The organism is Thauera phenolivorans (genome assembly GCF_001696715.1).
Classification (GTDB): domain Bacteria; phylum Pseudomonadota; class Gammaproteobacteria; order Burkholderiales; family Rhodocyclaceae; genus Thauera; species Thauera phenolivorans.
On the sequence record NZ_MBFM01000001.1, the window covers coordinates 162,073 to 188,157 of the forward strand.

At 65.9% G+C, this 26,085-nt stretch carries 26 protein-coding genes and 1 pseudogene; 20 read left to right on the top strand and 7 right to left on the bottom strand.

The window, feature by feature from the left end; all coding sequences use genetic code 11:
- The 3 genes and pseudogenes from BB334_RS00690 to BB334_RS00700 form a co-directional block, all read left to right on the top strand.
- Window positions 1–425, top strand: a pseudogene (locus tag BB334_RS00690) (ketol-acid reductoisomerase); the annotation flags it as partial.
- A 172-nt stretch (window positions 426–597) separates the two neighbouring features.
- Window positions 598–1,389: a CDP-diacylglycerol--serine O-phosphatidyltransferase gene (gene pssA, locus BB334_RS00695; RefSeq protein WP_068803334.1), complete on the top strand. Its 792-nt coding sequence runs from the start codon at window positions 598–600 to the stop codon at window positions 1,387–1,389.
- 47 nt (window positions 1,390–1,436) lie between these two features.
- Window positions 1,437–2,972: a 2-isopropylmalate synthase gene (locus tag BB334_RS00700; RefSeq protein WP_068803336.1), complete on the top strand. Its 1,536-nt coding sequence runs from the start codon at window positions 1,437–1,439 to the stop codon at window positions 2,970–2,972.
- A 24-nt stretch (window positions 2,973–2,996) separates the two neighbouring features.
- On the opposite strand, the gene BB334_RS00705 is transcribed toward BB334_RS00700, so the two are convergent.
- Both BB334_RS00705 and wrbA read right to left on the bottom strand, forming a co-directional pair.
- Window positions 2,997–3,350: a DUF2069 domain-containing protein gene (locus BB334_RS00705; protein ID WP_068803338.1), complete on the bottom strand. Its 354-nt coding sequence runs from the start codon at window positions 3,348–3,350 to the stop codon at window positions 2,997–2,999.
- Entirely contained in the window at window positions 3,347–3,946 is a 600-nt protein-coding gene (gene wrbA, locus BB334_RS00710; RefSeq protein ID WP_068803340.1) for an NAD(P)H:quinone oxidoreductase, read from the bottom strand. Before wrbA ends, BB334_RS00705 begins: the two co-directional genes overlap by 4 nt.
- Window positions 3,947–3,966: 20 nt before the next feature.
- On the opposite strand from wrbA, the gene BB334_RS00715 reads away from it, so the two are divergent.
- From BB334_RS00715 to rplS, 5 genes are all read left to right on the top strand, one after another.
- Entirely contained in the window at window positions 3,967–5,280 is a 1,314-nt protein-coding gene (locus BB334_RS00715; RefSeq protein ID WP_232756616.1) for a YihY family inner membrane protein, read from the top strand.
- 72 nt (window positions 5,281–5,352) lie between these two features.
- On the top strand, window positions 5,353–5,604 hold the full coding sequence (gene rpsP / locus BB334_RS00720; protein ID WP_068803344.1) for a 30S ribosomal protein S16: 252 nt from the start codon (window positions 5,353–5,355) through the stop codon (window positions 5,602–5,604).
- Between the two features lie 29 nt (window positions 5,605–5,633).
- A complete protein-coding gene (gene rimM / locus BB334_RS00725) occupies window positions 5,634–6,140 on the top strand; it encodes a ribosome maturation factor RimM (RefSeq protein WP_068803346.1) in 507 nt (168 codons plus the stop codon).
- 44 nt (window positions 6,141–6,184) lie between these two features.
- Window positions 6,185–6,946, top strand: coding sequence for a tRNA (guanosine(37)-N1)-methyltransferase TrmD (gene trmD / locus BB334_RS00730; RefSeq protein ID WP_083200256.1), 762 nt, complete (start codon window positions 6,185–6,187; stop codon window positions 6,944–6,946).
- An 81-nt stretch (window positions 6,947–7,027) separates the two neighbouring features.
- Entirely contained in the window at window positions 7,028–7,435 is a 408-nt protein-coding gene (rplS, locus tag BB334_RS00735; protein WP_068803348.1) for a 50S ribosomal protein L19, read from the top strand.
- 97 nt (window positions 7,436–7,532) lie between these two features.
- On the opposite strand, the gene lptG is transcribed toward rplS, so the two are convergent.
- Both lptG and lptF read right to left on the bottom strand, forming a co-directional pair.
- Window positions 7,533–8,609, bottom strand: coding sequence for an LPS export ABC transporter permease LptG (gene lptG, locus BB334_RS00740; RefSeq protein WP_088179134.1), 1,077 nt, complete (start codon window positions 8,607–8,609; stop codon window positions 7,533–7,535).
- Complete coding sequence (lptF, locus tag BB334_RS00745) at window positions 8,606–9,685, bottom strand: LPS export ABC transporter permease LptF (RefSeq protein WP_068803352.1); 1,080 nt, start codon at window positions 9,683–9,685, stop codon at window positions 8,606–8,608. The genes lptG and lptF overlap by 4 nt, the downstream gene beginning before the upstream one ends.
- Window positions 9,686–9,805: 120 nt before the next feature.
- On the opposite strand from lptF, the gene BB334_RS00750 reads away from it, so the two are divergent.
- From BB334_RS00750 to BB334_RS00765, 4 genes are all read left to right on the top strand, one after another.
- Window positions 9,806–11,305 (top strand): leucyl aminopeptidase, encoded by a 1,500-nt coding sequence (locus tag BB334_RS00750; RefSeq protein ID WP_068803355.1) that lies wholly within the window; start codon window positions 9,806–9,808, stop codon window positions 11,303–11,305.
- 1 nt (window position 11,306) lies between these two features.
- Entirely contained in the window at window positions 11,307–11,750 is a 444-nt protein-coding gene (locus BB334_RS00755) for a DNA polymerase III subunit chi (RefSeq protein WP_068803357.1), read from the top strand.
- Complete coding sequence (locus BB334_RS00760) at window positions 11,747–12,244, top strand: hypothetical protein (RefSeq protein ID WP_068803359.1); 498 nt, start codon at window positions 11,747–11,749, stop codon at window positions 12,242–12,244. The genes BB334_RS00755 and BB334_RS00760 overlap by 4 nt, the downstream gene beginning before the upstream one ends.
- A 121-nt stretch (window positions 12,245–12,365) precedes the next feature.
- Window positions 12,366–15,350, top strand: coding sequence for a valine--tRNA ligase (locus BB334_RS00765; RefSeq protein WP_068803361.1), 2,985 nt, complete (start codon window positions 12,366–12,368; stop codon window positions 15,348–15,350).
- Window positions 15,351–15,433: 83 nt separating this feature from the next.
- Here the strand turns inward: BB334_RS00765 and BB334_RS00770 are convergent, their stop codons facing one another.
- Complete coding sequence (locus tag BB334_RS00770; RefSeq protein WP_068803364.1) at window positions 15,434–15,664, bottom strand: sulfurtransferase TusA family protein; 231 nt, start codon at window positions 15,662–15,664, stop codon at window positions 15,434–15,436.
- Window positions 15,665–15,749: 85 nt separating this feature from the next.
- Window positions 15,750–17,183 carry a M48 family metalloprotease gene (locus BB334_RS00775; protein WP_068803365.1) on the bottom strand — a complete coding sequence of 478 codons (1,434 nt, stop codon included), beginning with the start codon at window positions 17,181–17,183 and terminating at the stop codon, window positions 15,750–15,752.
- A gap of 114 nt (window positions 17,184–17,297) precedes the next feature.
- Here BB334_RS00775 and moaC point away from each other — a divergent pair, with 114 nt between their 5' ends.
- The 7 genes from moaC to BB334_RS00810 all read left to right on the top strand — a co-directional run bounded on the left by moaC (window position 17,298) and on the right by BB334_RS00810 (window position 23,807).
- Window positions 17,298–17,786, top strand: coding sequence for a cyclic pyranopterin monophosphate synthase MoaC (gene moaC / locus BB334_RS00780; protein WP_068803367.1), 489 nt, complete (start codon window positions 17,298–17,300; stop codon window positions 17,784–17,786).
- A gap of 262 nt (window positions 17,787–18,048) precedes the next feature.
- Window positions 18,049–18,912, top strand: coding sequence for a tyrosine-type recombinase/integrase (locus BB334_RS00785; RefSeq protein ID WP_232756618.1), 864 nt, complete (start codon window positions 18,049–18,051; stop codon window positions 18,910–18,912).
- Between the two features lie 54 nt (window positions 18,913–18,966).
- A complete protein-coding gene (locus tag BB334_RS00790; RefSeq protein ID WP_068803371.1) occupies window positions 18,967–19,359 on the top strand; it encodes a hypothetical protein in 393 nt (130 codons plus the stop codon).
- Window positions 19,360–19,811: 452 nt separating this feature from the next.
- A complete protein-coding gene (locus BB334_RS00795; protein WP_068803373.1) occupies window positions 19,812–20,066 on the top strand; it encodes a helix-turn-helix domain-containing protein in 255 nt (84 codons plus the stop codon).
- A complete protein-coding gene (locus BB334_RS00800; protein WP_158014330.1) occupies window positions 20,063–22,738 on the top strand; it encodes a bifunctional DNA primase/polymerase in 2,676 nt (891 codons plus the stop codon). Before BB334_RS00795 ends, BB334_RS00800 begins: the two co-directional genes overlap by 4 nt.
- A 404-nt stretch (window positions 22,739–23,142) precedes the next feature.
- The gene (locus tag BB334_RS00805; RefSeq protein WP_068803378.1) at window positions 23,143–23,400 is read left to right on the top strand and encodes a hypothetical protein; all 258 of its coding nucleotides are present in this window, start codon (window positions 23,143–23,145) and stop codon (window positions 23,398–23,400) included.
- Window positions 23,397–23,807 (top strand): hypothetical protein, encoded by a 411-nt coding sequence (locus BB334_RS00810; protein ID WP_068803380.1) that lies wholly within the window; start codon window positions 23,397–23,399, stop codon window positions 23,805–23,807. The genes BB334_RS00805 and BB334_RS00810 overlap by 4 nt, the downstream gene beginning before the upstream one ends.
- A 248-nt stretch (window positions 23,808–24,055) precedes the next feature.
- Here the strand turns inward: BB334_RS00810 and BB334_RS17335 are convergent, their stop codons facing one another.
- Window positions 24,056–24,940, bottom strand: a complete 885-nt coding sequence (locus tag BB334_RS17335) for a tetratricopeptide repeat protein (RefSeq protein WP_198531153.1) — start codon at window positions 24,938–24,940, stop codon at window positions 24,056–24,058.
- Here BB334_RS17335 and BB334_RS00815 point away from each other — a divergent pair.
- Window positions 24,923–26,008: an IS5 family transposase gene (locus BB334_RS00815; RefSeq protein WP_068803382.1), complete on the top strand. Its 1,086-nt coding sequence runs from the start codon at window positions 24,923–24,925 to the stop codon at window positions 26,006–26,008. The two genes, BB334_RS17335 and BB334_RS00815, sit on opposite strands and share 18 nt — an antisense overlap.
- The last annotated feature ends 77 nt before the right edge of the window (window positions 26,009–26,085 follow it).

The window sequence follows — 26,085 nt, forward strand, 5'->3', positions numbered from 1 at the left end:
TGTGCGGCGGCGCCGTCGAACTCGTGAAGATGGGCTTCGAGACCCTGGTCGAGGCCGGCTACGCGCCCGAGATGGCCTACTTCGAGTGCCTGCACGAGCTCAAGCTGATCGTCGACCTGATGTACGAGGGCGGCATCGCCAACATGAACTACTCCATCTCCAACAACGCGGAGTACGGCGAGTACGTCACCGGCCCCGAGGTCATCAACGAGCAGTCGCGCGCTGCGATGCGCAACGCGCTCAAGCGCATCCAGTCGGGCGAATACGCCAAGATGTTCATCCTCGAGGGCAAGACCAACTACCCGAGCATGACCGCCTACCGCCGCCTGAACGCCGACCACCAGATCGAGAAGGTCGGCGCCACCCTGCGCGACATGATGCCCTGGATCAAGGACAAGGCCCTGGTCGACCGGTCGAAGAACTGATCCTCGACCCAAGGCCTCGAAAGCCGGGAGCCGCAATCGCGGCCCCGGCTTTTTTTGCGCATGCAGCAGCACGCACCACCCCCCGCACGCGGGCAATCGCGGGCATGCGCTAGAATCAGAATCCTTCCCGCCTGATGGAGCCACAGTGGACCAGCCCGATTTCCCGACCGGGATGGCGCCCGAAAAGCGTCGTCGCGGCATCTACATCCTGCCAAACCTGTTCACCACCGCCGCGCTGTTCGCAGGCTTCTACGCGATCGTACAGGCGATGAACCTCAACTTCGAGGCGTCCGCGATGGCGATCTTCGTCGCCATGGTGCTCGACGGCCTCGACGGCCGCGTCGCGCGCCTGACCGACTCGCAGAGCGAGTTCGGCGCCGAATACGATTCGCTCTCCGACATGGTGTCGTTCGGCGTCGCCCCCGCGCTGGTGATGTACGAGTGGGCGCTGAAGGACCTCGGCAAGCTGGGCTGGGTCGCCGCCTTCATCTATTGCGCCGGCGCCGCGCTGCGACTGGCGCGCTTCAACACCAACATCGAGGTGGTCGACAAGCGCTTCTTCCAGGGTCTGCCGAGTCCGGCCGCCGCGGCCCTGATCGCCGGTCTGGTGTGGGTCATGCTCGACAACGGCGTCGCCGGCCACGACATGCGCTGGTACGCCTGCGTGCTGACGGTCTTCGCGGGCATCTCGATGGTGAGCAACGTGCTGTTCTGGAGCGGCAAGGACATCAACCTGCGCAAGAGCGTGCCCTTCATCGTACTGATCGCGCTGGTGCTCGCCTTCGCCCTGGTGTCGAGCTATCCGCCGGGAGTGCTGTTCGCCCTCTTCCTCGTCTATGCCGCATCGGGCTACGTGATCTACGTATGGCGGCTCCTCCGTCGCCGCAAGCGTCGCCAGGAGGCCGCGTCGCAGGAAGCGGCGCAGGTGCCCGGCGAACCGGACGACGACCGCCCAGCCTCCTGAAACCCAGTACCCCAGAACCCGCCGCATCCGACTTCCAGGAGCCGACCATGAAAGATCAGCTGATCATCTTCGATACCACCCTGCGCGACGGCGAACAGAGCCCGGGCGCCTCGATGACCCGCGACGAGAAGGTGCGCATCGCGCGCCAGCTCGAGCGCATGCGGGTCGACGTCATCGAGGCGGGCTTCGCCGCCGCCTCCAACGGCGACTTCGAGGCGGTGCGCAGCGTCGCCGAGGCGATCAAGGAGTCGACCGTATGCTCGCTCGCGCGCGCGAACGAGGTCGACATCCGGCGTTCCGGCGAGGCGATCCGCCCCGCCGCGCGCAGTCGCATCCACACCTTCATCGCGACCAGCCCGATCCACATGGAGAAGAAGCTGCGCATGAGCCCCGAGCAGGTCGTCGAGCAGGCGGTGAAGGCGGTGCACTGGGCGCGCGAATACACCGACGACGTCGAGTTCTCCGCCGAGGACGCTGGCCGTTCCGAGCTCGATTTCCTCTGCCGCATCTTCGAGGAGGTGATCAAGGCCGGGGCCACCACCCTCAACGTGCCCGACACGGTGGGCTACAACGTGCCGGAGCAGTACGCGGCAACCCTCCGCCAGCTGATCGAACGGGTGCCGAACTCCGACAAGGTCGTATGGTCGGTGCATTGCCACAACGACCTCGGCCTCGCGGTGGCGAATTCGCTCGCTGCGGTGATGTCGGGCGCGCGCCAGGTCGAATGCACGATCAACGGCCTCGGCGAGCGCGCGGGCAACGCCTCGCTCGAGGAGATCGTCATGGCGGTGCACACTCGCGGCGACGTCTTCCCGGTCGAGACCCGGATCGATACCACCCAGATCGTGCCCGCCTCCAAGCTGGTCTCGCAGGTCACCGGCTACACGGTGCAGCCGAACAAGGCGATCGTCGGCGCCAACGCCTTCGCGCACGAGTCCGGCATTCACCAGGACGGCGTGCTCAAGCATCGCGAGACCTACGAGATCATGCGCGCCGAAGACGTCGGCTGGGGCGCGAACAAGCTCGTGCTCGGCAAGCACTCGGGACGCAACGCCTTCCGCGCGCGCCTGCAGGACCTCGGCATCGAGATCGGCAGCGAGGAGCACCTCAACGTCGCCTTCGCCCGCTTCAAGGAGCTCGCCGACAAGAAGCACGAGATCTTCGACGAGGACCTGAACGCGCTGATGCGCGACGAGTCGGTGACGCCCGAGGCCGAGCATTTCCGCCTCGTCGCCACCCGCTTCCACTCGGAAACCGGCGAAACCCCGCAGGCGGAGATCACGTTGACGATCGGCGGCCGCGAGGAGAGCACTTGCGCCGAGGGCTCGGGCCCGGTCGACGCCGCATTCAAGGCCATCGAAGCCATCGTCGACAGCGGCAGCGAGCTGCTGCTGTTCTCGGTGAACGCGATCACTACCGGCACCGACGCCCAGGGTGAAGTGACGGTGCGCCTGTCTCGCGATGGTCGCGTGATGGACGGCCAGGGCGCCGACACCGACATCATCGTCGCCTCGGCGAAGGCCTACCTCAACGCGCTCAACAAGCTGCAGAGCACCGCCACCCGACTCAACCCGCAGGTCTGAGTCAGGACGCCGGCGCCGGGCCGCTCAGGCCTGGCGCTGGCGCGAGGGCGCGGAATTGCGCGCGTACATCGTCGTCGTCACGAACAGCAGCACGGCGAGCACGAACTCGGCGATCGCCAGCGCGCCCGCGAGGCCGCCGTCGCCCGCCCGCAGCACGCCCTCGGTCAGGTAGAGCAGCGACAGCATCGAGGTCCATTGGTACGTATAGCGCTTGCCGCGCAGGATCCCGAACACCGCGGCGAGCAGCGGCACCACCTTCAGGATCATCCACGAGCCCCCGGGGCGCAGCGGCGCCAGCCAGGCCTCCCACGCCACGCACAGCACGATCAGGGCGAGCAGGCTCGCGCTCGCCGCAAGCAACCACCCGCGCGTGCTCATCGTGCGGCTCCCAGCCGCAGCGCCACCTGCGCCAGGCGCCGGCCCTGGGCGCGGGCGAGCGCCCCCTCTTCCACGCTCAGCACGGGCGAGCCATCCGCACCCGCCACGTGGGTCACGCCGTAAGGCGTGCCGCCGCTGCGGGTGGCGTTGAGTTCGGGCTCCGAGTACGGCAGCCCCATCAGCAGCATGCCGTGGTGCAGCAAGGGCAGCATCATCGAGGTCAGGGTCGTCTCCTGGCCGCCGTGCAGGCTGGCGGTGGAGGTGAACACGCAGGCCGGCTTGCCGGCCAGGCTGGCGTTGACCCAGGCGCCGGCAAGTCCATCGAGGAAGTACTTCATCGGTGCTGCCATGTTGCCGAAGCGGGTCGGGCTGCCGAGCGCCAGCCCCGCGCACTCCTCGAGGTCGCTCAGCTCCGCGTAGGGCGGGCCGTCGGCGGGAATCTCGTCCTCCGTCGCCTCGCACACGGCCGACACCTTCGGCACCGTCCGGACCCGTGCCGCGGCACCGGGAACCTGGTGGATGCCGAGGGCGATCTGCTCGGCGAGCGCGCGCACCGAACCGCGGTGGCTGTAGTAGAGAACGAGGATTTCCTGCATGAAGGGTCGGAGTCGATAGAATGCCGGGATTATACCTGCCGGCGGGCCAGCCCCCGCCCGCCCCGATGCGCCCGAAGCTGCAAGCCCTGCACGATTTCGCCGAGCTGTTCGCGGACCGCTTCGGCACCACCCGCTGCCCCCAGGTGGCCGCCGGCCTCGCCTTCACCACCCTGCTCGCGGTGGTGCCGCTGGTCACGGTGACCGTCATCGCGTTCAGCCGGTTGCCGGGTGTCGAGGCGCTCGGTGCCGCGCTCGAGCGTTTCCTGCTCGACAACCTCCTTCCCGAACGCGCCGGCCAGATCATCGCCTCGCACGCGCTGCAGTTTTCCGAGCAGGCCGGTCGCCTGACCACGATCGGCCTCGCCATCGTCGCGATCACCGCCCTGCTGCTGCTGAGCACGATCGAGAAGGTGTTCAACCAGATCTGGGGCGTACGCCAGCCGCGGCCGATGCTTCAGCGGATCACCGTGTCGTGGTTCGTGCTCACCCTGGGCCCGATCGCGTTCGGCGCCAGCGCATTCGCCACCGGCTATCTGGTCGCGACCTCCGCCAGTATCAGCGGCAACCTCCCCTGGGTCGGCGAGCTCACCGCGCGCCTGCTGCCACCCCTGCTGCTCGGGGCCCTGTTCAGCTTCCTCTACTTCGCCGTCCCCAACCACCCGGTGCGGCCTGCGCATGCGATCGCCGGCGGCCTGGCGGCGGCCGTCGCCTTCGTCCTGATGCAGCGCGCGTTCGGCATGTTCATCGCGCGCGTGCCCAGCTACACCCTGATCTACGGCGCCTTCGCGGTGCTGCCGATCTTCCTCATCTGGCTCTATCTGTCGTGGATGGTGATCCTCGTCGGGGCGCTGATTTCCGCCACCCTGCCTGCCTTCCTCGAGCGCCAGCGGCTCACCCCGCCCTTTGCCGGCGATCGCGCGTGGGCGGCGGTGACCATGCTCGCCACGCTCGGCGCAAGCCAGCTGCGCGGCACTCCGGTGAGTTTCGGGACCCTGTGCGAAAGCGTGGGCTGGCGCGAGCATGCGACCGAGGCGCTGCTCGACGACCTGCACCGCAGCGGCTGGGCGACGCGCACCGAGGACGGCGACTGGGTACTGACCCGCACCCCGGCCGAGTTGCGCATCAGCACCGTCATCGAGCGCTTCGCGCTCGATCCCTCGCGCTGGCTCGCCGCCACCGCGCAGGGCCCGAGTGCCGCGGTCGCGAGCGAACTAGATCATCACCTTGGCGGGCTGTCACTGACGCTGCAGGACCTGATCGCGAGTGCGCAGGGGGGGTCATCGGCCACGACCCGTACTGCCGGCACCGATGCCGCCGCACGTCCGAAAAGCTGAGTCCGCCTTGTCCGGAACAGCGAAAGGCTTTATAATTGCGCGCTTTTCGCATCCACACATCAGGACTACGATATGGTCGTCATTCGCCTTGCCCGTGGTGGCGCCAAGAAGCGCCCGTTCTACAACATCGTTGCGGCCGATTCCCGCAACCGTCGCGACGGTCGCTTCATTGAGCGCGTAGGTTTCTACAACCCGGTGGCTTCCGGCAATGCCCAGAGCCTGGTCGTCAATACCGAGCGCCTGGCCTACTGGCAGCAGAACGGCGCCCAGCTGTCGCCGACCGTTGCCCGCCTGGTGAAGCAGGCCGCCAAGTCCGCCGCCTGAGCGACGCGGCACCGCACGGGATCGCCGGAATGATCGTACTGGGGCGCATCGTCGCCCCTTTCGGCGTTCAGGGCTGGGTCAAGATCCATCCCTTCGGGGATGATCCGCTGTCCTGGCGCGAGATGCCGCACTGGTGGCTCGCCGCCGCGGACGATGCGCCCGAGGGCACATGGAAGCAATACACGCTGAAAACCTGCCGCGCGCACGGCAAGGGACTGGTGGCGTGCTTCGACGAGATTGCCGATCGCAACGCTGCGGAGGCGATCTCGGGGCAGTTCATCGGCGCGCCGCGCGAGGCGATGCCGGAACCGGAAAAGGACGAGTACTACTGGGGCGACCTGGTCGGACTCACGGTGACGAACGAGGGCGGTGAAGCGCTCGGCACCGTCAGCGGCCTGATCTCGACCGGCGCGCACGACGTACTGCAGGTGCAGGAAGGCGAGACCGAGCGGCTGATCCCCTTCGTCGCCGCCTACGTGCTCGAGGTGGACCTCGCCGCGAGGACGATCCGGGTGGCGTGGGAAAGGGATTGGTAGCCGGCGACGCCTTGGCACTGCCCGCGGGCAGACGCCGTTACGACGTGATCACGCTCTTTCCCGAGATGTTCGCAGCTCTCAGCGGCAGCGGCATCACGCGAAGAGCACTGGAACGCGGGCTCTACGAGCTCGCTTTCCATAACCCGCGCGACTTCGCGACCGACGCGCATCGCACGGTGGATGACCGTCCCTACGGGGGCGGACCCGGAATGGTCATGCTGGCCGAACCGCTGCGGCAGTCGATCGTCGAAGCGCGCGCGGCGCAGGAAGCCGCGCTCGGGGTGAGCGGCAGCGTGATCTACCTGTCGCCGCAGGGTCGCCGCCTCGACCATGCGAGGGTGCTGGAACTGGCGCACGAGCCGGGCCTGGTGCTGTTGTGCGGACGCTACGAAGGTGTCGACCAGCGCCTGCTCGACCGCGAGATCGACGAGGAGCTCTCGCTTGGCGATTTCGTCCTCTCCGGCGGCGAGCTGCCGGCGATGGTGCTGCTCGACGCGATCGTTCGGCAACTGCCGGGCGCATTGAATACCGCCGGATCGGCGCAGGAGGATTCCTTCTTCGACGGTCTGCTGGACTGCCCGCACTACACCCGCCCCGAGGTGTATGAGGGCGAACGGGTGCCCGAGGTGCTGCTCTCGGGCAACCATGCGGCGATCCGCCGCTGGCGCCTGAAGCAGGCGCTGGGCAACAGCTGGCTCAGGCGGCCGGACCTGCTCGCAGGCCGTAAGCTGAGCAAGACAGAATTGAGCCTGCTTGAGGAATTCAAGCGGGAACAAGCCGGGGTCGACGGCGGCAAGGCCGACTGACGACCCTTATATAAACGGCACGCATCAGGTGGCGACCTGCTCTGCTGCCAGGCCAAGTGCCGACTAGATGGAGTCTATCCAATGAACCTGATTCAGCAACTCGAACAGGAAGAAATCGCCCGCCTGACCCAGGGCAAGGCCGTCCCGTCGTTCGCCCCCGGCGACACCGTGATCGTCCAGGTCAAGGTCAAGGAAGGTAACCGCGAACGTCTGCAGGCGTACGAAGGCGTGGTGATCGCCAAGCGCAATCGCGGCCTGAACTCCTCCTTCATCGTCCGCAAGATCTCGTCCGGCGAAGGCGTGGAACGTACGTTCCAGACCTATTCGCCGCTGGTGGCCGGCATCGAGGTTAAGCGCCGCGGTGACGTCCGTCGCGCCAAGCTCTACTACCTGCGTCAGCGCTCGGGCAAGTCGGCGCGGATCAAGGAAAAGCTGGACTACAAGGCTGCCGCCGCCAAGCGTGCCGCCCAGCAACAGCAGCAGGGCTGATCCCGGTCGCGCTCCGCGTGAACGGCAAAAAACGGGCTTCGGCCCGTTTTTTTTCGCCTTCCGCTCGACCCCGCGATCCCGCAGCCCGGCCCGCCGCTCAGCGGCGATCGACGAGATGGAGCATCACCGCCGCCGCGGCGAGGAAGATCAGGCTGGGGGTCAAGGCCGCGAGTGGCGGCGCCCAGGCGTTGATCACGCCGAGACTGGAGAACAGGCCGTTGAGCAGATGGAAGCCGACGCCGAGCATGACGCCGACGAACACCTTCACGCTGACGCCGCCCATGCGGTCGTGGGTGAAGGAGAAGGGCAGCGCGAGCGCAAGCATCACCAGCGCGGCGAACGGATAGCTAAGCTTCTTCCACAGCGCGATCTCGTAGCGATCGGCGTTCTGCTTATTCTCGCGCAAATGCTCGCTGTACGCCCACAGGTTGCCGACCGACATCCGCTCGGGCACGACCATCAGCACGCTCAACACCTCGGGCGTGAGCTCCGAGCGCCATTCGATCTCATCGAGCCGCTCGACCTCCGTGCGCTCGCCGAGGAAGTTGGTACGCGACACCTCGAGGAGGCGCCAGCGCCCGTCGGCGTCGTATACGCCGCGCTTCGCTTCGGCGAGCGACACCAGGGCGTAGTTCTCGTCGAAGGTGTACACACGGGCCCGCTCCAGGGTGCGGTCCGGATGCATCGTGCGGACGTTGATGACCTGGTCGCCCTCCTTCACCCACAGGCCGGAACGCAGCTGCTGGGAGACCGCCGACTGGGTCGCGGTCAGCTTCCACTGCTGGGCGGCACTCTCGGCCGGCGGTGCGACGTACTCGCCCATCACGAAGGTCAGCACGACGAAGACCGAGCCGATCAGCCCGAGCATGCGCAGCATCCGCGCGGTCGACAGGCCCGAGGCGCGCATCACGGTGATCTCGGAATGGCGGGCAAGCGAGGTCAGACCGTAGAGCGAGCCGATCAGCACCGCCACCGGCAGCAGCTCGTAGACCCGGCCCGGCAGGATCAGCAGCACATAGACCGCCGCCTGCGCGACCCCGTAGCCGCCCTTGCCGACGTCCTCGAGCTCGTTGATGAAGTCGAAGAACATGAACAGGCCGAGGAAGGCCACCAGCACCAGCGCGGTGGCACCGTAGATCTCGCGCGCAAGGTAACGGAACAGGACCGGCATCACGCCCTCGCCCGCCAGAACGGCGACACCGCCAGGCGCTTGTAGAACATCAGCGCCAGCACCACCAGCACCGCGAGATGGGGGAGCACCACGCCTACCGTGAAGCCGATCCGGCCCTGCGCGATCCAGGCCTGGCACACCGACATCGCGTTGCTGTAGATCAGATAGGTCAGCACCGCCACCAGCAGGCTGTTCGAACGGCCGGCGCGCGGGTTCACGAAGGAAAAGGGGATCGCCAGCAGTGCGAGCAGCAGCGCCGTGACCGGGGCCCCGATGCGGGCGGCGAGCTCGCCGAGGTGGCGCTCGGTGGGCGCTGCCAGCAAGGCCGCGGTACTCATGCCGCGGATCCGGGTCGGCGGCGACACGGCGCGCTGCTGGTCGATCGCCACCGTGTAGCGTTCGAACTCCATGATGCGAAACTCCGGTGTGCCTGGCTGGCCGTCGTAGCGCCTGCCGCTCTCGAGCACCACCAGGCGGCGCCCCTCCTCGTCCGTCTTCAGCAGGCCCTCGGCGGCGACGATCAGGCTCAGCTTGCCCTTCGTCTCGTCGCTGACGAAAACGTTGCGGACCCGGCCGTCGGCACCGGCGCCGATCTCGACGAAAAACACCCGCTGGGCGCCGGACGACTCGCGGAACACGCCGGGCGCCACCCGCTGGGTGTCGTCGCGCATCTCGAGGCGCTCGCGGTATTCGGCGCTCTTGTACTGCGCCCACGGGCTCAGGTAGAGCGTGGCGGCGCCGATCACCAGCACCACCGGCAGCGCAAACCACAGCACCGGCCGGATCCACGCGGTCAGCGGCACGCCGGACGCGAACCAGACCACCATCTCGGAGTCCCGATAGCTGCGCGACAGCGACATCAGGATCGCCATGAACAGGGTCAGGGTCAGCACCACGGGCAGGTTCGACAGCGCGCCGAAGCCGATCAGGGTGAGCACCGCGTCCGCAGGCACGCTGCCACCGGCCGCTTGGCCGAGCAGACGGATCAGCACGGTGGTGATCAGGATCGCGAACAGGGCCACGAAGACGCCGACGGCGGTCTGGGCGAATTCACGCTGTAGGGCGCGGCGGAAGATCATCGCGCGATAGAGGCGTCGGGGGGAATGGACGTGGAAATGGGAAGGCGTTTTGACGGTTTCCTTGCGGACGGGCCATAATCGGCGGCACTTTGCATGCCCCGTCTTTCAAGGAACAAGTCGATGGAATTTACCATAAAGGCCGCCCATCCGGAGAAGTTCAAGACCGGTCTCCTCGTTGCCGGCGCCTTCGCCGACGGCCCGCTGCCGGCTGCGAGCGACGCCCTCGACGCGGCCAGCGGCGGTCGCCTCGCCCACCTGCTCAAGCGCGGTGACCTCGAGGCCAAGGCGGGTTCCACCCTGCTCATCGCCGACCCGCAGGGCATCGCGGCCGAGCGCCTGCTGCTGGTCAGCCTCGGCAAGCGCGAGGAGTTCGGCGACAAGGCATTCCGCGACGCGCTCGCCGCCGCCGCGAAGGCGATCGCCGCCGGCCCCGCGAGGGAGGCGGCGGTCACGCTCGCCGACGTCGAGGTCGCCGGACGCACACACGAGTGGCGGCTGCAGCAGGCTGCGCGCATCCTCGCCGACGGCGCCTACCGCTTCGATGCGATGAAGTCCGACAAGGAGGCGAAGAAGGACCGCGGCGCGAAGAAGCTCAGCCTGCTGCTCGCCGACAAGCCGGGCGTGCGCGAGGAGACCGCGGTCCGCCGCGGCAGCGCGATCGCCGCCGGCATGGCGCTGGCGAAGGACCTCGGCAACGCGCCTGCGAACGTGTGCACTCCGACCCAGCTCGGCGACACCGCACGCGCGCTCGGCAAGCAGTACAAGTTCGAGGTCGAGGTGCTCGATCGCGACGACATGGAGAAGCTCGGGATGGGCGCCCTGCTGTCGGTGGCGCGCGGCTCGCATCAGCCGCCCCGCTTCATCGTCCTGCAGTACAAGGGTGGCAAGGGCAAGACGAAGCCGGTGGCGCTGGTGGGCAAGGGCGTCACCTTCGACACCGGCGGCATCTCGCTCAAGCCGGCAGCCGAGATGGACGAGATGAAGTACGACATGTGCGGCGCGGCGAGCGTGCTCGGCACCTTCAAGGCCGTCGCCGAGATGGGGCTGCCGATCAACCTGGTAGGCATCGTCCCCGCCACCGAGAACATGCCGGGTGGCGGCGCCACCAAACCGGGCGACGTCGTCACCTCGATGTCCGGCCAGACGATCGAGGTGCTCAACACCGACGCCGAGGGCCGCCTGATCCTGTGCGACGCCCTCAGCTACGCCGAGCGTTTCAAGCCCGCCTGCGTGATCGACATCGCGACCCTGACCGGCGCCTGCGTGGTCGCGCTCGGCAAGATCCCGAGCGGCCTGCTCGCCAACGATGACGAGCTCGCCGCCGAGCTGACCCGCCGCGGCACCGACTCGGGCGACCGCGTCTGGCAGCTGCCGCTGTGGGAGGAGTACCAGGAGCTGCTCAAGAGCAACTTCGCCGACATGGGCAACATCGGCGGCCGCTTCGCCGGCACCATCACCGCGGCCTGCTTCCTCTCCCGCTTCACCAAGGCCTACAAGTGGGCGCACCTCGACATCGCCGGTACCGCCTGGGTGTCGGGCGACGCCAAGGGCGCGACCGGCCGGCCGGTGCCGCTGCTGGCCGAGTTCCTGATCGGCCGCGCAGAGGCCGGCGTCGTCTGAGATGACCGCCGCCACGCGGGTGCAGTTCTACCACAACACGCCCGACCGCCTCGTGCTCGCCTGCGAGATGGTCGGCCGCGCCTACGCCAGCGGGCGCAAGGTCGCACTGCGCCTGCCCGACGCCGACAGCGCGCGCCGCCTCGATCGCCAGCTGTGGACCGCGGATCCCACCGCCTTCATCCCCCACGTCGCCGCCGACTCGCCGCTCGCCGCGGAAACGCCGGTGGTGCTCGCGGTCGCCGGCGGTGAGGCCTGGCCGCACACCGACCTGCTGTTCAATCTCGCCGACGACCTGCCACCCGGTTTCGAGCGCTTCCGCATGGTGATCGAGATCGTCGGCCAGAGCGAGGCGGAAAAGCTGCCGGCGCGCACGCGCTGGACCCACTACAAGAAGCGCGGCCTCGCCCTGCAGGCCTTCGACGCCGAGCGCAGGGTCGCCCTATGAACCGCCCACCCCACGACGATGACATCGAGCGTGCCGATGCCCTGCTCGACCAGGCCGACGCGCTGCTGAATCGACATCGCGATGACGAGCCGGCGGACACGCCGGCGCCGCCTTTCGGCGGCAAGGCGGTGGCCTCCGGCGGCGACGACGACCTGCCGATTCTCACCGAGGTCGTCGAAGCTCGGGCTCGACCCGGACTGGCGGCGCTCGAACCGGCCGCCGCCGCCGAGCCGCCGCCCGCAACCCCCGAACTGCCGCCGGCCCTGCCCTCCGCCTTGTCCCCCGCCCTGCGCGCCGCGCTCGAGCGCGAGATCGCCGCCGCGGTGGAGGACTGGCTGGTCGACCAGCTGCCGCTCATCGTCGATCGTCAGATCGACCTGCTCGTCGAGCGCCTGCGCGCCGAGACGCTCGACGAGTTGCGCCGCGGGCTTGCGCCCGCGATCGCCGAACGCGTCCTGCACCGGCTCGACCCCGCGCGACCGGGGCAAGCGTAGGCGCGGCGAACGCCATGAACCGGCCTCGTCGCGGCCTTCGCCGCGCCCGCACGCGTGCGGAACGAGGCGGCGGAGCGCATCCGCTATAATCGACGCCTTTGCCCCGACACGCGCTCAAACCATGGAACTGGCCAAAAGCTTCGAACCGGCGGACATCGAGCGCCGCTGGTACCCCGAGTGGGAATCCCGCGGCTATTTCGACGCCGGCCTCGACACCTCGAACGACAACGCCTTCTGCATCCTGCTGCCGCCGCCCAACGTCACCGGCACGCTGCACATGGGTCACGGCTTCAACCAGACGCTCATGGATGCGCTCACGCGCTACCACCGCATGCGCGGCGACAACACGCTGTGGCAGCCGGGCACCGACCATGCCGGCATCGCCACCCAGATCGTCGTCGAACGCCAGCTCGATGCCCAGGGCGTGAGCCGACACGAGCTCGGTCGTGAGAAGTTCCTCGAGAAGGTGTGGGAGTGGAAGGAATACTCCGGCGGCACCATCACCCGGCAGATGCGCCGCCTCGGCACCAGTCCCGACTGGAAGCGCGAGCGCTTCACGATGGACGAGGGCCTGTCGAAGACGGTCACCGAGACCTTCGTGCGCCTCTACAATGAGGGCCTGATCTACCGCGGCAAGCGCCTGGTGAACTGGGACCCGAAGCTCGGCACCGCGGTGTCCGACCTGGAAGTGGTGTCCGAGGAAGAGGACGGCAAGCTCTACCACATTCTCTACCCCTTCTCTGAGGGCCCGTTCGGCGAGCTGCGCGGCCTGACCGTGGCCACCACCCGCCCCGAGACCCTGCTCGGCGACGTCGCGGTGATGGTCCATCCCGAGGACGAGCGCTATGCGGGGCTGATCGGCAAGACCGTCGCCCTGCCGCTCACCGGCCGCCACATCCCGATCATCGCCGACGACTACGTCGATCGCGAGTTCGGCACCGGCTGCGTCAAGGTCACGCCGGCGCACGACTTCAACGACTACGCCGTCGGCCAGCGCCACGGACTCGAGATGATCGTCGTGCTCAGGCTCGACGGCAGCGTGCCCGCAGTCGCCGAGCGCTACACGACCGACGGCCAGCCGCTCGACGGCGTGCCGATGCCGGCCAGCGTCGCCGGCCTCGATCGCGTCCCCGCACGCGACAAGGTGGTTGCCGAGCTCGAGGCCGAGGGGCTGCTGGTGGAGGTGAAGGCGCACAAGATGCAGGTGCCGCGTGGCGACCGCACCGGGGTCGTCATCGAGCCGATGCTGACCGACCAATGGTTCGTCGCCATGAGCAAGCCGGGCGCGGACGGCAAGTCAATCACGCAGAAGGCGCTCGAGGTGGTGGCCTCGGGCGAGATCCGCTTCTACCCGGAGAACTGGGTCAACACCTACAACCAGTGGCTCAACAACATCCAGGACTGGTGCATCTCGCGCCAGCTGTGGTGGGGCCACCGCATCCCCGCCTGGTACGACGAGGAAGGCAAGATCTACGTCGCCAGCTGCGAGGAAGAGGCGATCGCCGCCTGGAAGGCCGATCTCGAGACCGAGATCGCCCGGCTGCAGGCCGAGGTGGCGGGCCGCCAGCGCGAGGGTCAGACCGCCGAGCACTACCCGGATCTGGCCGAGCGCCTGTCGGTGCTGCACGCGCGCCACGAGGCCGGCGAGCTTCGCCGGGAGGAGGACGTGCTCGACACCTGGTACTCGTCGGCGCTGTGGCCCTTCTCCACGCTCGACTGGACCGCCGAATGGCCGGAGAAGAGCAACGACGCGCTCGATCTCTACCTGCCCTCGACCGTGCTCGTCACCGGCTTCGACATCATCTTCTTCTGGGTGGCGCGCATGGTGATGATGACCAAACACATCACCGGCAAGATCCCCTTCAAGCACGTCTATGTGCACGGCCTGATCCGCGACGCGGAGGGCCAGAAGATGAGCAAGTCCAAGGGCAACGTGCTCGACCCGATCGACCTCATCGACGGCATCGGCATCGACGAGCTGGTCAAGAAGCGCACCTTCGGCCTGATGAACCCGAAGCAGGCGCAGAGCATCGAGAAGAAGACGCGCAAGGAATTCCCCGAGGGCATCCCCGCCTTCGGCACCGACGCGCTGCGCTTCACCTTCGCCAGCCTCGCCAGCCCGGGCCGCGACATCAAGTTCGACCTCGCGCGCTGCGAGGGCTATCGCAACTTCTGCAACAAGCTGTGGAACGCCACCCGCTTCGTGCTGATGAACTGCGAAGGCCAGGACTGCGGCATCGGTGACAACGTCGCCTGCGCCACCGAGGTGCTCGACTTCTCCTTCGCCGACCGCTGGATCGTGTCGCGACTGCAGCGCACCGAGGCCGAAGTCGCCGCGCAGTTCGAGGCCTACCGCTTCGACCTCGTCGCGCGTGCGGTGTATGAGTTCGTGTGGGACGAGTACTGCGACTGGTACCTCGAGCTCGCCAAGGTGCAGATCCAGTCCGGCACCCCGGCGCAGCAGCGCGCCACCCGCCGCACCCTGCTGCGCGTGCTCGAGACCGTGCTGCGTATGGCCCACCCGCTGATCCCCTTCATCACGGAGGAACTGTGGCAGACGGTGGCGCCGCTCGCCGGCCGCAAGGACACCGACAGCCTGATGCAGGCACGCTACCCGCAGGCCGATCTCAAGCGCATCGACGAGGCCGCCGAGGCGAGGGTCGCCGAGCTCAAGGCGATGATCTACGCCTGCCGCAACCTGCGCGGCGAGATGGGCATCTCGCCTGCCCAGCGCCTGCCGCTGGTAGCCGCCGGCGACGAGGCGGCGCTCCGCCTCTACGCGCCCTACCTGGCCGGTCTCGCCAAGCTGTCCGAAGTGCAGGTCGTCGCCGAGATCGGTGCCGACGAGCTCGCGCCGGTGGCGGTGGCGGGCGATACCCGGCTGATGCTGAAGGTCGAGATCGACATCGAGGCCGAGCGTGAGCGGGTGAAGAAGGAGATCGCCCGCCTCGAGGGCGAGGTGGCGAAGGCCGAGGGCAAGCTCGGCAACGCGAGCTTCGTCGAGCGCGCTCCCGCCGCGGTCGTCGGCCAGGAGCGGGAACGGCTCGCCGGCTTCCGCGCCACGCTGGAAAAGCTGCGTCCGCAGCTGGCGAAGCTGGGCGGCTGATCCCGCCCGTGCCATGCAAAACGGGCTGCCTTCAGGCAGCCCGTTCTTCGTCGACCCCGCCCGCGCGGGGACGGTGGCGAAGCCTACTTGCGGCGCAGGAAGAACTCGAAGGCCTTGTCTTCGGTCTCGCCCTGCCTGAGCAGCTCGTTGCCGGTCTGCTTGGCGAACGCCTGGAAGTCCTTCACCGAGCCGGGATCGGTCGCGACCACCCGCACCACCTGCCCCGCCTTCAGCTCGGCGAGCGCCTTCTTGGCGCGCAGGATGGGCAGCGGGCAATTCAGGCCGCGAGCGTCAACTTCCTTGTCGAATTCCATCGTCCAGTCCTCTGTCGTTTCTTGTGCTTGTGGGCAAAGCGTTCGAGTTTAAAGGATGCGGCACGTCATCGGAAGGCGCGTCCGCTCAGTTCCGTTCCGCCTCGCGGTCCTCGCGCAGCCGGGTCTTGAGTTCGCGCAGCCGCGCGTCGACCGCTGACAACTCGTAGAAGTCGCCATCGCCGGCCTTGCGCGCGATCTCGAGCTGCTCGATCGCCGCCGGCACGCTGCCGCGCAGCACATAGACTTCGGCCTGGGCGCGGTGCTGGGCGGTGCGCCGGCCGAGCTCGGCATTGGCGCGCGACAGCAGCAACCACAGCCGGGCGTCACCGCCGCGCTGCGTCAACGCCTTGCGCATCCCGACCACCGCCGCGGCGGGCTTGCCGGCTTGGATCTGCGCCTCGGCGAGCGCGTACTCCAGGCTGCGATATCCCCGATGGCGCTGACGCGCGGCCTCGAGCAGCGCCAGCGCGCCGACGCCGTCCTTGCGCGCCAGCCGGATCTCGGCGGCGAGCGTATCGACCCAGGGCGAGGACGCAACGTCGGCGCGCAGTTCGTCCACCACCGCGGCCGCCTCGTCGAAGCGCGCCGCCCGCAGCAGGGCGCGCCCGAGGCCATAGCGCGCCGCCGCGTCGTCGGGATGGCGCTCGACGCCTTCCTGCATCTGCCTGACGGCATCGGCGGCGGCCCCTGCCTGCGCACGCAACTTGGCGCGCACGTAGCCGAATTCCGGTGAATCGAGCACCTGACGGTAGGGCATCGAGGAAGCCCGATTCTCCATGTCGGCGATGCGCTCGGTGGTCAACGGGTGGGTGCGCAGGTAGGCCGGCGCGTTGTTCTCGTAAAGCCGGCTGTCGCGCTGCAGGCGCTCGAAGAAGCCGGGCATGCCGCGCACATCGAAGCCGGCCTGCTCGAGGGTTTGCAGGCCGACGCGGTCGGCCTCGCGCTCGAAGCCGCGCGTGTAGCCGAGCTGGGACTGGATCGCCCCGGCCTGGCCGGCGGCGATCGCCGCCTGGCTCACCTGCGAATTGCTGCGCGCGGCCAGCACCGCGACCAGCAACGAAGCCAGCATCACCATCGAGGTCTGACTCTGCTTGCCGAACAACTGGGCGATGTGGCGCTGGGTGACGTGGGCGATCTCGTGGCCGAGCACCGAGGCGAGCTCCGACTCGCTGCGCGCCGCGAGGATGAGCCCGCTGTGCACCCCGATGTAGCCGCCCGGCAGGGCGAACGCGTTGAGGGTGGAGTCGCGCACGACGAAGAAGTCGAACTCGCGCAGCGGATCCTCGCTCGCCGCCACCAGCCGGTGTCCGAGCCGATTGACGTATTCCTCGACCTCCGGATCGTCGAGATAGGCCGCGTCGCGCCAGCGGATCTGCTGGATGATCTGCTCGCCGATGCGGCGCTCCGCCGCCGGCGAAAGTTCGGACGCCGCGACGTCCCCCAGGTCGGGCAGGTCCAGGGCCTGGACGGGAAGGGCCAGCGCGAGGCTGAGCAGCAGGGCGAGCGGTCGGCGCATCATCGGGTGCTATGATACCCGCCCGCACCGAAGCGTTCCCCGCCGCATGTGTCGGTGTGTGGCAATCCCGTTCTCCTTTTTTCCCCAGCCCCCTGGCGGCGCGCCCGCCCCTCCGAGATGAGCGAAGATACCGCCTCCCGCCTGACCCACTTCGACGCCGACGGCCAGGCCCACATGGTCGACGTCGGCGCCAAGGCCGAGACCCGCCGGGTGGCGGTCGCCACCGGCCGCATCCTGATGCAGCCGGCGACCTTCGAGATGATCGCCGGCGGACATGCGAAGAAGGGCGACGTGATCGGCATCGCGCGCATCGCCGCGATCCAGGCCTCGAAGCGAACCGGCGAGTTGATCCCGCTGTGCCACCCGATCCCGCTCACCCGGGTCGCGGCCGAGTTCGCGCTCGACGCCGCCGCCCATGCGGTCGAGTGCACCGTCACCGCGGAGACGGTCGGCCGCACCGGGGTCGAGATGGAGGCGCTCACCGCGGTCAGCACCGGGCTGCTCACCATTTACGACATGTGCAAGGCGGTCGATCGCGGCATGCGCATCGAGGGCATCCGCCTGCTCGTGAAGAAAGGCGGCAAGTCGGGGCACTGGAAGGCCTGAGCGTAACCGCTTGAATTTGCAGGCGGTGCCCGGCTCTTTCTTGGCGTAGCGCTCGACCCTTCGGAAGCGTCCCTGAGGTTCTGCAGGGTTCGGTTATCGGTTCTGTCCATCGTTTGTCCAAGTGGGGGCTACGATGGCATCAATTAGGCGGCGTGGGGATCGTTGGCAGTGTCGTGTAACGCGGCACGGTTTCCCGCCAGAAACCAAGTCCTTCGCAACGAAGGCGGAAGCGGAAACATGGGCACGGTCCATCGAAGTCGAGATGGACAAGGGCAGGCACCAGAACCGCGCCTCAGTCGAGCGAACAACGCTTGCAGACATCCTGCTGCGGTACGCGGAAGAGGTCACGCCCTGTAAGAAGGGGGCGAAGGAAGAAGCCATCCGCCTGAACGCCCTACGGGCGAACAAAGTCGGCAAGTATGCCTTGGCGAACCTCAGTGCCGCAGCAGTGGCGAAGTTCCGCGACGAGCGATCGAAGACGGTCTCGGCGGGCACCGTGTTGCGGGATCTCGCCCTGCTCTCGTCCGTGCTGAATCATGCTCGCAGGGAATGGGGCTTTCCTGTCGAGAACGCCGTTCAAGCGATCCGGAAGCCACGACAGCCCCAAGGGCGGGAGCGCGTGCTATCGCACGATGAAGAAGCCCGCCTGCTGACCGCATCGGCCCCTTTAGGGCGTCGCAGTCCCTGGCTGCAGCCGATCATCATCCTTGCACTGGAAACGGCCATGCGGCGCGGCGAACTGCTTGCGCTGAGATGGGAGCATGTCTGCCTCGACAAGCGCACCGCCCTACTGCCCGACACCAAGAACGGCACGAGGCGCCTCGTGCCGCTGTCACCTCGCGCACTGGAAACCCTGAAGCACATGCCGCGCTCCATTGACGGGCGCGTGTTCCCGATCTCCGAGCCCGCCCTGCACCTGCGGTTCAAGATGGCGTGCGACCGCGCGGGAATCGACGGGCTCCACTTCCACGACCTAAGGCACACGGCGACCACCAGACTTGCCGAGAAGCTGACCAACTTGGCGGAGTTGTCCGCCGTAACCGGACACAAGTCGCTCCAGATGCTAAAGCGGTACTACCACCCCAACGCCGAAGCACTCGCGGAAAAGCTGGCGAAGACGGCGTGACACAGCGCCAGCAACCCAAAACCATTACCTGAATCGAAACCCAAGGACAAAATCATGACCACGATTGTTTGCGGAATCATCACTAACGACCCGATCAACCTTGATGTGATCAAAAACGCTTATTCCAAGCTCGCTGAGGTCCCGTCTGTCTGGATCGATGTTGATGCTGACATAAAGCGCCCAGCGATGCAGCGACAAGGGTATAACCGGGCAAAATGGTTTGACGATTTGCTGCCGCGATGCCTGCAAGGCCTGCAGGGGCGTCCCGGCGCCCTGGACCTGTTCGTGACTGTCGAGAACGGGGCAGAAGCGGCGCAGGTGCTGGCGCTGGGCGGCGTGGTCGCCCGAGTGGGCGGGGACAACGGCGCGGGCGTGGATGGCGCCCTAGACCTGCGCGGGATGGCGCCGAAGACTGCGGCGCGAGAGCTGGCGCGAACGGTGGGGTGATTCTCGCGCAGAAAAGCCAACGGCAGATCCTTGGATCTGCCGTTGGCTTTTTGTCACCGGACAGTTGGGGCCTTGGCCGGTTTGGCGGGGACGGATCGAATATAAACAAATGGCCTCAATTCGGCAAGTTGATATAACCTTAAAGCGCTTCCTCGTACGATAAAACCGGCTTATATTCTCACGGCACGATGGGCGTTCCGCATCACGGAGTGCTCGCCCGGACACCAGCCTGAAATCACTGCCCTAGGCGGGGACGTGACCTAGGGAAATGGAGCCCCGCTGACTGGCGGAACGCCAGCGGCAAACCTTGCTCTGATTCACCGTACAGGGACGGTTGCTTTCCCACCCGCCAAACCACCTTCAAAAAAAGGGGTTTGGCGTTGTTGTTTGTGGGGCTCACCCTGGACGGTGGCCCCACTCGCCAAACCCGATAACCATAGGAGTTTGGCGAAATGGACAGTCACATCATACAAGATGCGCCGCAGGACGGCGCACGGCAACGCGCCTGCATTTTGCAGCACCTCACCCTGTACGGACAAATCTCAACGACCGAAGCCCGAGAGCGGTACGGGATCATGTCCCCGGCTTCCCGTGTGCTTGAACTGCGGCGTGCTGGACACCAGATCGACACGGTTCGGCTTCGTGCGCCCGATGCGAACGGGCAATTCCACAATCAGGCCAAGTACGTGATGCGGGGTGTGAAATGACCACACACTTCGATAACGACATCGGCCTATGTGATGCCGGGATCTACTCGACTGGATCGGGAATGGACGCATGGCAGGACGTTACCCCTGCTGAGTTGCGGGAAATGCTTGAGGGCACGTCCCCGACTGCGTTCCGCACGATCCTTAGCAGGACGGGCGAGGACGCTTATCAAGGTCCCTTCCACATCGATGTTGATGCAGGCGACATTGAAGAGGCCATCGAAGCAATGCGCGAGGTGCTCGATAAGCTGGAAGCGCTTGGACTGGACCTCAACGCCGTGCGCCTGTTCGCAACGGGGGGCAAGGGCTTTCATGCAGAAGTGCCGGAAGCCTGCTTCATGTCGAAGCCTGGGCCCGTCGAAGGGTTACCGCGCATCTATCGGCAAATGGCTTATGCAGAATATGTCGATTGCTGGGACCTTCGAGTCTATAGCGGCAGGCGCGGCAGGCTTTGGAGGGTGCCGAACGTAAAGCGGGAGAACGGCGCATATAAGGTGCCGGTGATCGCCAGTGAAATCAGGTCGATGACCCCTGAAACCTATGCACAACTGTGCAGCGAGCCTCGCCCCTTCCCCGCGCTGGCTGCACCTGTGCTGTGTCCTGGGCTTGCTGCTTTGTTCGTAGAGGCGCGCGATAAGGTGGCGTCGAAGGTGAGCCGAGTTCGTAAATGGTCGGCGGCTGAGACGGAACTACGCCAGCGCTTTAGCGGCAATTGTCCGCCGTCCCTGCACGCCGTGATGAGTGGTCAGGTTCAATCCCCGGCCGGGTTCAATGAATTGGCCCTTCAAGTGTGCTTGCTTGCTCATGCCCTGGGCTGGGACGAGGACAGGCTTATCGCTGAGTGCAAGGGCTTGATTGCTAATCACGATAGCGACGGACACCGATATAACACCCCTCGCAAGCGGGAGAACGAGTTGCGGCGGATGTTCGATTACACAGGGGGTAACGTTGCCTATGAATTTTCGGTCGGCGGGCTTCGCTCGGTATTGCCGAAGGGTTCAAGGTGCCCGGACCTTCAAGGGCTGGAGGCTGACAAGGACGAGGGCTCGCCCGATTACGTGGAACTGCTCGATGCGGCTGATGGAGACGTGGGCGAAATCGTTGCCGTAGCCCGCAAAGCTGTTGTTGATCCTTCTCTATCGAAGACGGAAGCCGAGGCGCTGATTAAGCGTGCTGCGAAAACGGCGGGCGTCGCTGTGAAGGTGCTGAGAACGGACCTTTATCAGCCCGAGGACCATGATAAGCGAGCCGTTATCGATGTTCGCCGGAACGACTACAGCGCCAGCGTTGATAGCTGCATGGCTGTGTTGCCATCGGTTCCCGCGCTGCGCGTCCGTGGTGGCGAGTTGGTCGAGATGGTTCATGGTGTCGGCGGGGCGTCGGTTACCGCTGTCGCATTGCCGCGCTTGGGCTACCTTGTGTCGCAGACTGCCCGCTGGAATTATGGCGATTCGTTTGGCTCGCCTGATACGATGGTCCTGCAAGGTTGTTTGGCTGCTGGCGCGTGGCCTGGGGTTCCCGAGCTTGTCGGGTTGCTGCACCAGCCGACGATCGATGCCGATGGAAACATCATTGCCAGCGCGGGGAATCATGCCGGCATGGAAGCCTGCTTTGACCCTGATGCATTTCCCGAATATGCGGGGACCGCGGCTGAGGCGTTGGCAGAGTTGCGGGGGCTGATACGTGAGTTCCCGTTCGCAACTGAGTTGGACGAGTCGGCGGCACTGTCGGCGATCATCACTGCGGTTGCGCGCCCGATGCTATCGACTGCGCCCGCCTACTTGATTGCGGCACATGACTTGGGGACCGGGAAATCTTTCCTTGCTGGATTGGTCGCCTTGTTCGCGGGCGAAGATGAGACGATGCGACGGTGGGCGCAGCGAGGCGAGGAACAGGACAAGTCTTTGCTTGCTGCGCTTATGGAGGCTAAGCCGTCCTGTGTATTTGACAACCTGATGCACCATTGGCAGTCGCCGACACTTGCGGCAATTCTGACCGCACCTATTTACAGTGATCGGATATTAGGTCAGTCGGCAAGTGCAAGCGTTTCGACTCGCTGCCTTTTCATTGCGACCGGGAACAACATCAAGCCCGTAAAGGACTTGTCGCGTAGAGTGGTCACGATTGAACTTGATGCCAAATGCGAAAACCCCTTGCTGCGCGAGTTCTCGGGTGATCCTGTTGCCGAGGTTCGCGCTAATCGGGGTCGCTGGGTAATGTGTGCACTGCGGGTCCTGCAAGGGTATTTGCAGGGTCCGGGGGTGTCGGGGCTGCAGCCCGTCGCCAGCTTCGGCGAGTGGTCGCGGGTTGTCCGGGGCGCCCTCGTCGCTGCAGGCCTTCCCGATCCTGGTCGAGCGCTGGTGCGCAACGTCGAGGGCGACGATGACCGCGACTTGCTCGGGCATGTGCTGCAAGTGTGGTGGGAGTGCTTCGGGGACGAGCCGTTGACCTTGCGCGACGTGCTGCAGGCGACGGCGGCGGCGGCGGCGTCCTCGCCCTTAGGCGAGCTGCGGGCACTGCTGATCGAGGTCGCGGGCGAGCGTGGCGAGATCAGCGCCCAGAAGCTCGGGAACTGGGTCGGCTCCCGCGCGGGCCGAGTGGTCGAGGGTCTGCGGTTCGTCGGCTTACCTCGCACGAGAACCGGCGTCCCGTGGTCCGTGGCGAAGGTCTGACCCCTGCAAGTGTGATCCCTCGCGTGATCCTGAATCGAGGGATCACGCAGGATCACGCTTAGGATCACAGGCTAGAAGCCGCGCCGTTACTGGGTTTCAGGGCTTTCTGTGATCCTGTGATCCTACTTGGTTATGCTTGCGTATAAGAAACTGCATATAGGGATATAGGCCCACTTGCAGACATATGCGTTCTACGGCGGCGACGCGTACATTCCGGGATCACAGGATCACACTTGCAGGTCCCGTGCCCTTGAAACCCGCGCCGTTACTGGGTTTCAGCGTTCCCGCTGGGCGTGATCCCGGGATCACGGAGGGATCACACAGGGATCACAGGGTGCCGCCGCCGCTGTTACTGCGTTACAATGTGACGCAGTAACGGAACTTGAAGGGGGCGGGGGGGGGCAGTGGCGAAGACAGCGGCAGAACGACAGAAGGCCTACCGGGAGCGACGGGGGCAGGATCACAGGCTGAACCTCTACATCGCCGCCGACGCTGGCGCCGCCCTCGCCCGACTCTGCAAGCTCTGCCGCCTCCCGCAGCGGGAGATGCTCGAGCGGCTGATCCTGACCGCGGAGGCCGACCACCTGCAGACCCTGACGCCCGACAGCCCGGAATGGCTCGAATATCACGGGCAGATTGAAGCCTGGGAGCCAGAACCATGAACAACCTTCACACCTTGCAGGGGCGCCGCAACGGGGGCGCCAGCGTCGACCGTGGCGCCGTCCTCGATCACCGGCAAGCCAAAGCCCGAGCGCTTGCCGTCCTGGGCGGCGGTGACCCTCTGATCGCTTCCCGTGATGCCTTCGACGCCCTTGCCGCGCGGAATCGTGAGCTTCTGGACGGGGGCGGGGACGCCATCCGCGAAGCCCTCGCCGATCAGGTCGCCATCCTGGAAGCCGTGGTCACAGGGTTCAGCTACCAAGCCGCGGTGGCCCGCCACAAGGACGACGCCCGACAACTTGCCGGCGTGGCGATCCGGGCAAGCTCGACGCTTGTGCAGGTGCTGGGGGCGCTTCACCGCATGAGCGAGGACCGGCGAAATGGAAACGCCATCGACGCCGCTCCGTAAGGTCTCGTATCGAAGCCTGGAGGCTCGCCGAGAATGGAAGGCTCAAGCCGCTATGGCTGTGAGGCGTCGAGAGCTTGCAGAGCGATACCCCGACATCAACCCTCAGGCGTGGTCGAACCTGGGGCCTGAGGGTTACGGGTCGATGTCGGGGGCGGGAGCACGGGCTTTGCGTGAGTGGCTGAAGAGTGTTGGCGACCTATTTGGAGCGTGACACCACAGGCAACAGGCCTTGAGAGTGTGGATCGGTACTAGCTGGTAACCTTGGACTTATAATATTCGGCCACTTTCCTGTACTGAGGGTATATTGAACCCCCGCTACCCTCGCCACTAATAGCGAAATCAGTGCATTCCTTAGCAATCCTTGACGCTAAAGAATCAAAGAAATCCAATATGTCATTTGGAATTTCGTACCAGTTGTCGAATTTTGAGTGAAGATAATAAGAGCCTGCCGAAAGTGCAACAGAATTAAGTTGATTATTGTCAACATAACCTCTGCTCGTGGTGTCGCGCTCCTTAAAGCTCTTTATAAATAGCCTCATGCACTTAATTCCATTTTCGTGGCCAGATTGACCGGAGTGCATAAAAAGCCTACCCATTTCCCAATAGCAATATAATGAGCCCTTTCGCGCACCTTCTTTGTAATATTCAAGCGCTTTTTCCTTATTTTCAGGAACCCCTTCATCCCCGAAGGCATACAATCCCCCCAACCTTGCGTATGCTTCCAAGCACCCAAGCCTTGCGGCCTGCTTGTACAGTTCGATCGCCTGACGGCAATCCTGGATGAAGTCACCAAGGCCGTAGTGGTGGCACGTCGCTTCTTCAAAAATGGCTGTCCAAGGTTCTCTTGCTGGAAGACTCAACGCGTCCAACTCATCCCCAACTGGCGAGTCCGAGAGCAGGTCGTCATCTTCCGCTTCTTCCTCTGCGCCATTCCAGTCCCCATCAATGGCCCCTGGAGCCAGTGCAATGGCACGAATCACCTCGTTGGCAGGGGCGCTGAAAAACTCGCGGTTATCGGCAACCCTAACAGGGTGTTGATTTAATACGTTTCCCAGTAAGTGCAAGGGTTTTAGATCTGCTATAATGCTTGTTGCATTAACGGTCTGACAATTCCGATGCGCGGCACCGATCATAAACAGAACGCCTTGTTCAGCTACGTGAATATCGAGGAGCGAATTCCTCAGGATCATCCATTGCGGCGGGTGAAGGTGCTGGCCGATCTGGTTCTGCGTGCGATGTCGCCCACTTTCGATTCGCTCTATGCCGAAGGCGGCCGTCCCTCGATTGCCCCGGAGCGGCTGCTGCGCGCGTCGTTGCTGCAATGCCTGTTTTCGATTCGCTCGGAGCGCGTACTGGTCGAGCATATCGACTTCAACATGATGTATCGCTGGTTCGTGGGCCTGACGCTGGACGAGGCGGTGTGGGATCACTCGACGTTCTCGGCCAATCGCGAGCGCTTGCTCAAGGAAAGCGTGATGCGCGAGTTCTTCGGTGGCGTGGTGGCGATTGCCGAGTGGGCCGATCTGGTCTCGGACGAGCACTTCAGCGTCGACGGCTCGCTGCTGCGGGCGTGGGCTTCGCACAAGAGCCTGGCCGCACGCGACGGTTCGGACGAGCCCCCGGGGCCGGATCAGGGACGCAACCCCGAGGTGGACTTCCGGGGGCAGAAACGTTCGAACGCGACGCACGTCTCGCGCACCGACCCGGACGCCTTGCTCGCCAGCAAGGGCGGCGCAGGCGCCTACCTGAGCTTCACAACCCATGCGCTGGCGGAGAACCGCAACGGGCTGATCGTCGATGTGCACACCACCCAGGCTACCGGCACTGCCGAGCGCGAGGCCGCGCTGGTGATGGTCAAGCGCACCGTGAAGCCGGCCGACGCGACGCATCAGCCGACGTTGGCGGCCGACCGGGGTTACGACACGGCCGAGTTCATCGCTGCGCTCACGCCGCTGGGCGTGCTGGCGCACGTTGCCGCCAAGACCAAGGGCAGCGCCGTGCCCGTGGCGGTCAAGGCTACCGAAGGCTATGCGGTGAGCCTGCGTCGTCGCAAGATGATCGAAGAGGCGTTTGGCTGGGCCAAGGACATCGGCACGCTGCGCCGCCTGATGGCGCGCGGGCTGGACACGATTCGCGCGCATGCGCTGCTCAATTTCGCCGCCTACAACCTGACGCGGCTGGGTAATTTGCTGGCGCCGTAACCCGATGGCGCTATCGCGCCACTTGCGTTGCGGCATTTGACGGTTGAATACGTTGTCTTTGCAGCGACGGGAGCGCT

Excerpts from the sequence above, each read along its gene's own strand:
- pssA (WP_068803334.1), top strand. The coding sequence starts at position 598 with ATGGCGCCCGAAAAGCGTCGTCGCGGCATCTACATCCTGCCAAACCTG.
- BB334_RS00700 (WP_068803336.1), top strand. The coding sequence starts at position 1,437 with ATGAAAGATCAGCTGATCATCTTCGATACCACCCTGCGCGACGGCGAA.
- BB334_RS00705 (WP_068803338.1), bottom strand. The coding sequence starts at position 3,350 with ATGAGCACGCGCGGGTGGTTGCTTGCGGCGAGCGCGAGCCTGCTCGCC.
- wrbA (WP_068803340.1), bottom strand. The coding sequence starts at position 3,946 with ATGCAGGAAATCCTCGTTCTCTACTACAGCCACCGCGGTTCGGTGCGC.
- BB334_RS00715 (WP_232756616.1), top strand. The coding sequence starts at position 3,967 with ATGCCGGGATTATACCTGCCGGCGGGCCAGCCCCCGCCCGCCCCGATG.
- rpsP (WP_068803344.1), top strand. The coding sequence starts at position 5,353 with ATGGTCGTCATTCGCCTTGCCCGTGGTGGCGCCAAGAAGCGCCCGTTC.
- rimM (WP_068803346.1), top strand. The coding sequence starts at position 5,634 with ATGATCGTACTGGGGCGCATCGTCGCCCCTTTCGGCGTTCAGGGCTGG.
- rplS (WP_068803348.1), top strand. The coding sequence starts at position 7,028 with ATGAACCTGATTCAGCAACTCGAACAGGAAGAAATCGCCCGCCTGACC.
- lptF (WP_068803352.1), bottom strand. The coding sequence starts at position 9,685 with ATGATCTTCCGCCGCGCCCTACAGCGTGAATTCGCCCAGACCGCCGTC.
- BB334_RS00750 (WP_068803355.1), top strand. The coding sequence starts at position 9,806 with ATGGAATTTACCATAAAGGCCGCCCATCCGGAGAAGTTCAAGACCGGT.
- BB334_RS00755 (WP_068803357.1), top strand. The coding sequence starts at position 11,307 with ATGACCGCCGCCACGCGGGTGCAGTTCTACCACAACACGCCCGACCGC.
- BB334_RS00760 (WP_068803359.1), top strand. The coding sequence starts at position 11,747 with ATGAACCGCCCACCCCACGACGATGACATCGAGCGTGCCGATGCCCTG.
- BB334_RS00765 (WP_068803361.1), top strand. The coding sequence starts at position 12,366 with ATGGAACTGGCCAAAAGCTTCGAACCGGCGGACATCGAGCGCCGCTGG.
- BB334_RS00770 (WP_068803364.1), bottom strand. The coding sequence starts at position 15,664 with ATGGAATTCGACAAGGAAGTTGACGCTCGCGGCCTGAATTGCCCGCTG.
- BB334_RS00775 (WP_068803365.1), bottom strand. The coding sequence starts at position 17,183 with ATGATGCGCCGACCGCTCGCCCTGCTGCTCAGCCTCGCGCTGGCCCTT.
- moaC (WP_068803367.1), top strand. The coding sequence starts at position 17,298 with ATGAGCGAAGATACCGCCTCCCGCCTGACCCACTTCGACGCCGACGGC.
- BB334_RS00785 (WP_232756618.1), top strand. The coding sequence starts at position 18,049 with ATGGACAAGGGCAGGCACCAGAACCGCGCCTCAGTCGAGCGAACAACG.
- BB334_RS00790 (WP_068803371.1), top strand. The coding sequence starts at position 18,967 with ATGACCACGATTGTTTGCGGAATCATCACTAACGACCCGATCAACCTT.
- BB334_RS00795 (WP_068803373.1), top strand. The coding sequence starts at position 19,812 with ATGGACAGTCACATCATACAAGATGCGCCGCAGGACGGCGCACGGCAA.
- BB334_RS00800 (WP_158014330.1), top strand. The coding sequence starts at position 20,063 with ATGACCACACACTTCGATAACGACATCGGCCTATGTGATGCCGGGATC.
- BB334_RS00810 (WP_068803380.1), top strand. The coding sequence starts at position 23,397 with ATGAACAACCTTCACACCTTGCAGGGGCGCCGCAACGGGGGCGCCAGC.
- BB334_RS00815 (WP_068803382.1), top strand. The coding sequence starts at position 24,923 with ATGCGCGGCACCGATCATAAACAGAACGCCTTGTTCAGCTACGTGAAT.
- BB334_RS17335 (WP_198531153.1), bottom strand. The coding sequence starts at position 24,940 with ATGATCGGTGCCGCGCATCGGAATTGTCAGACCGTTAATGCAACAAGC.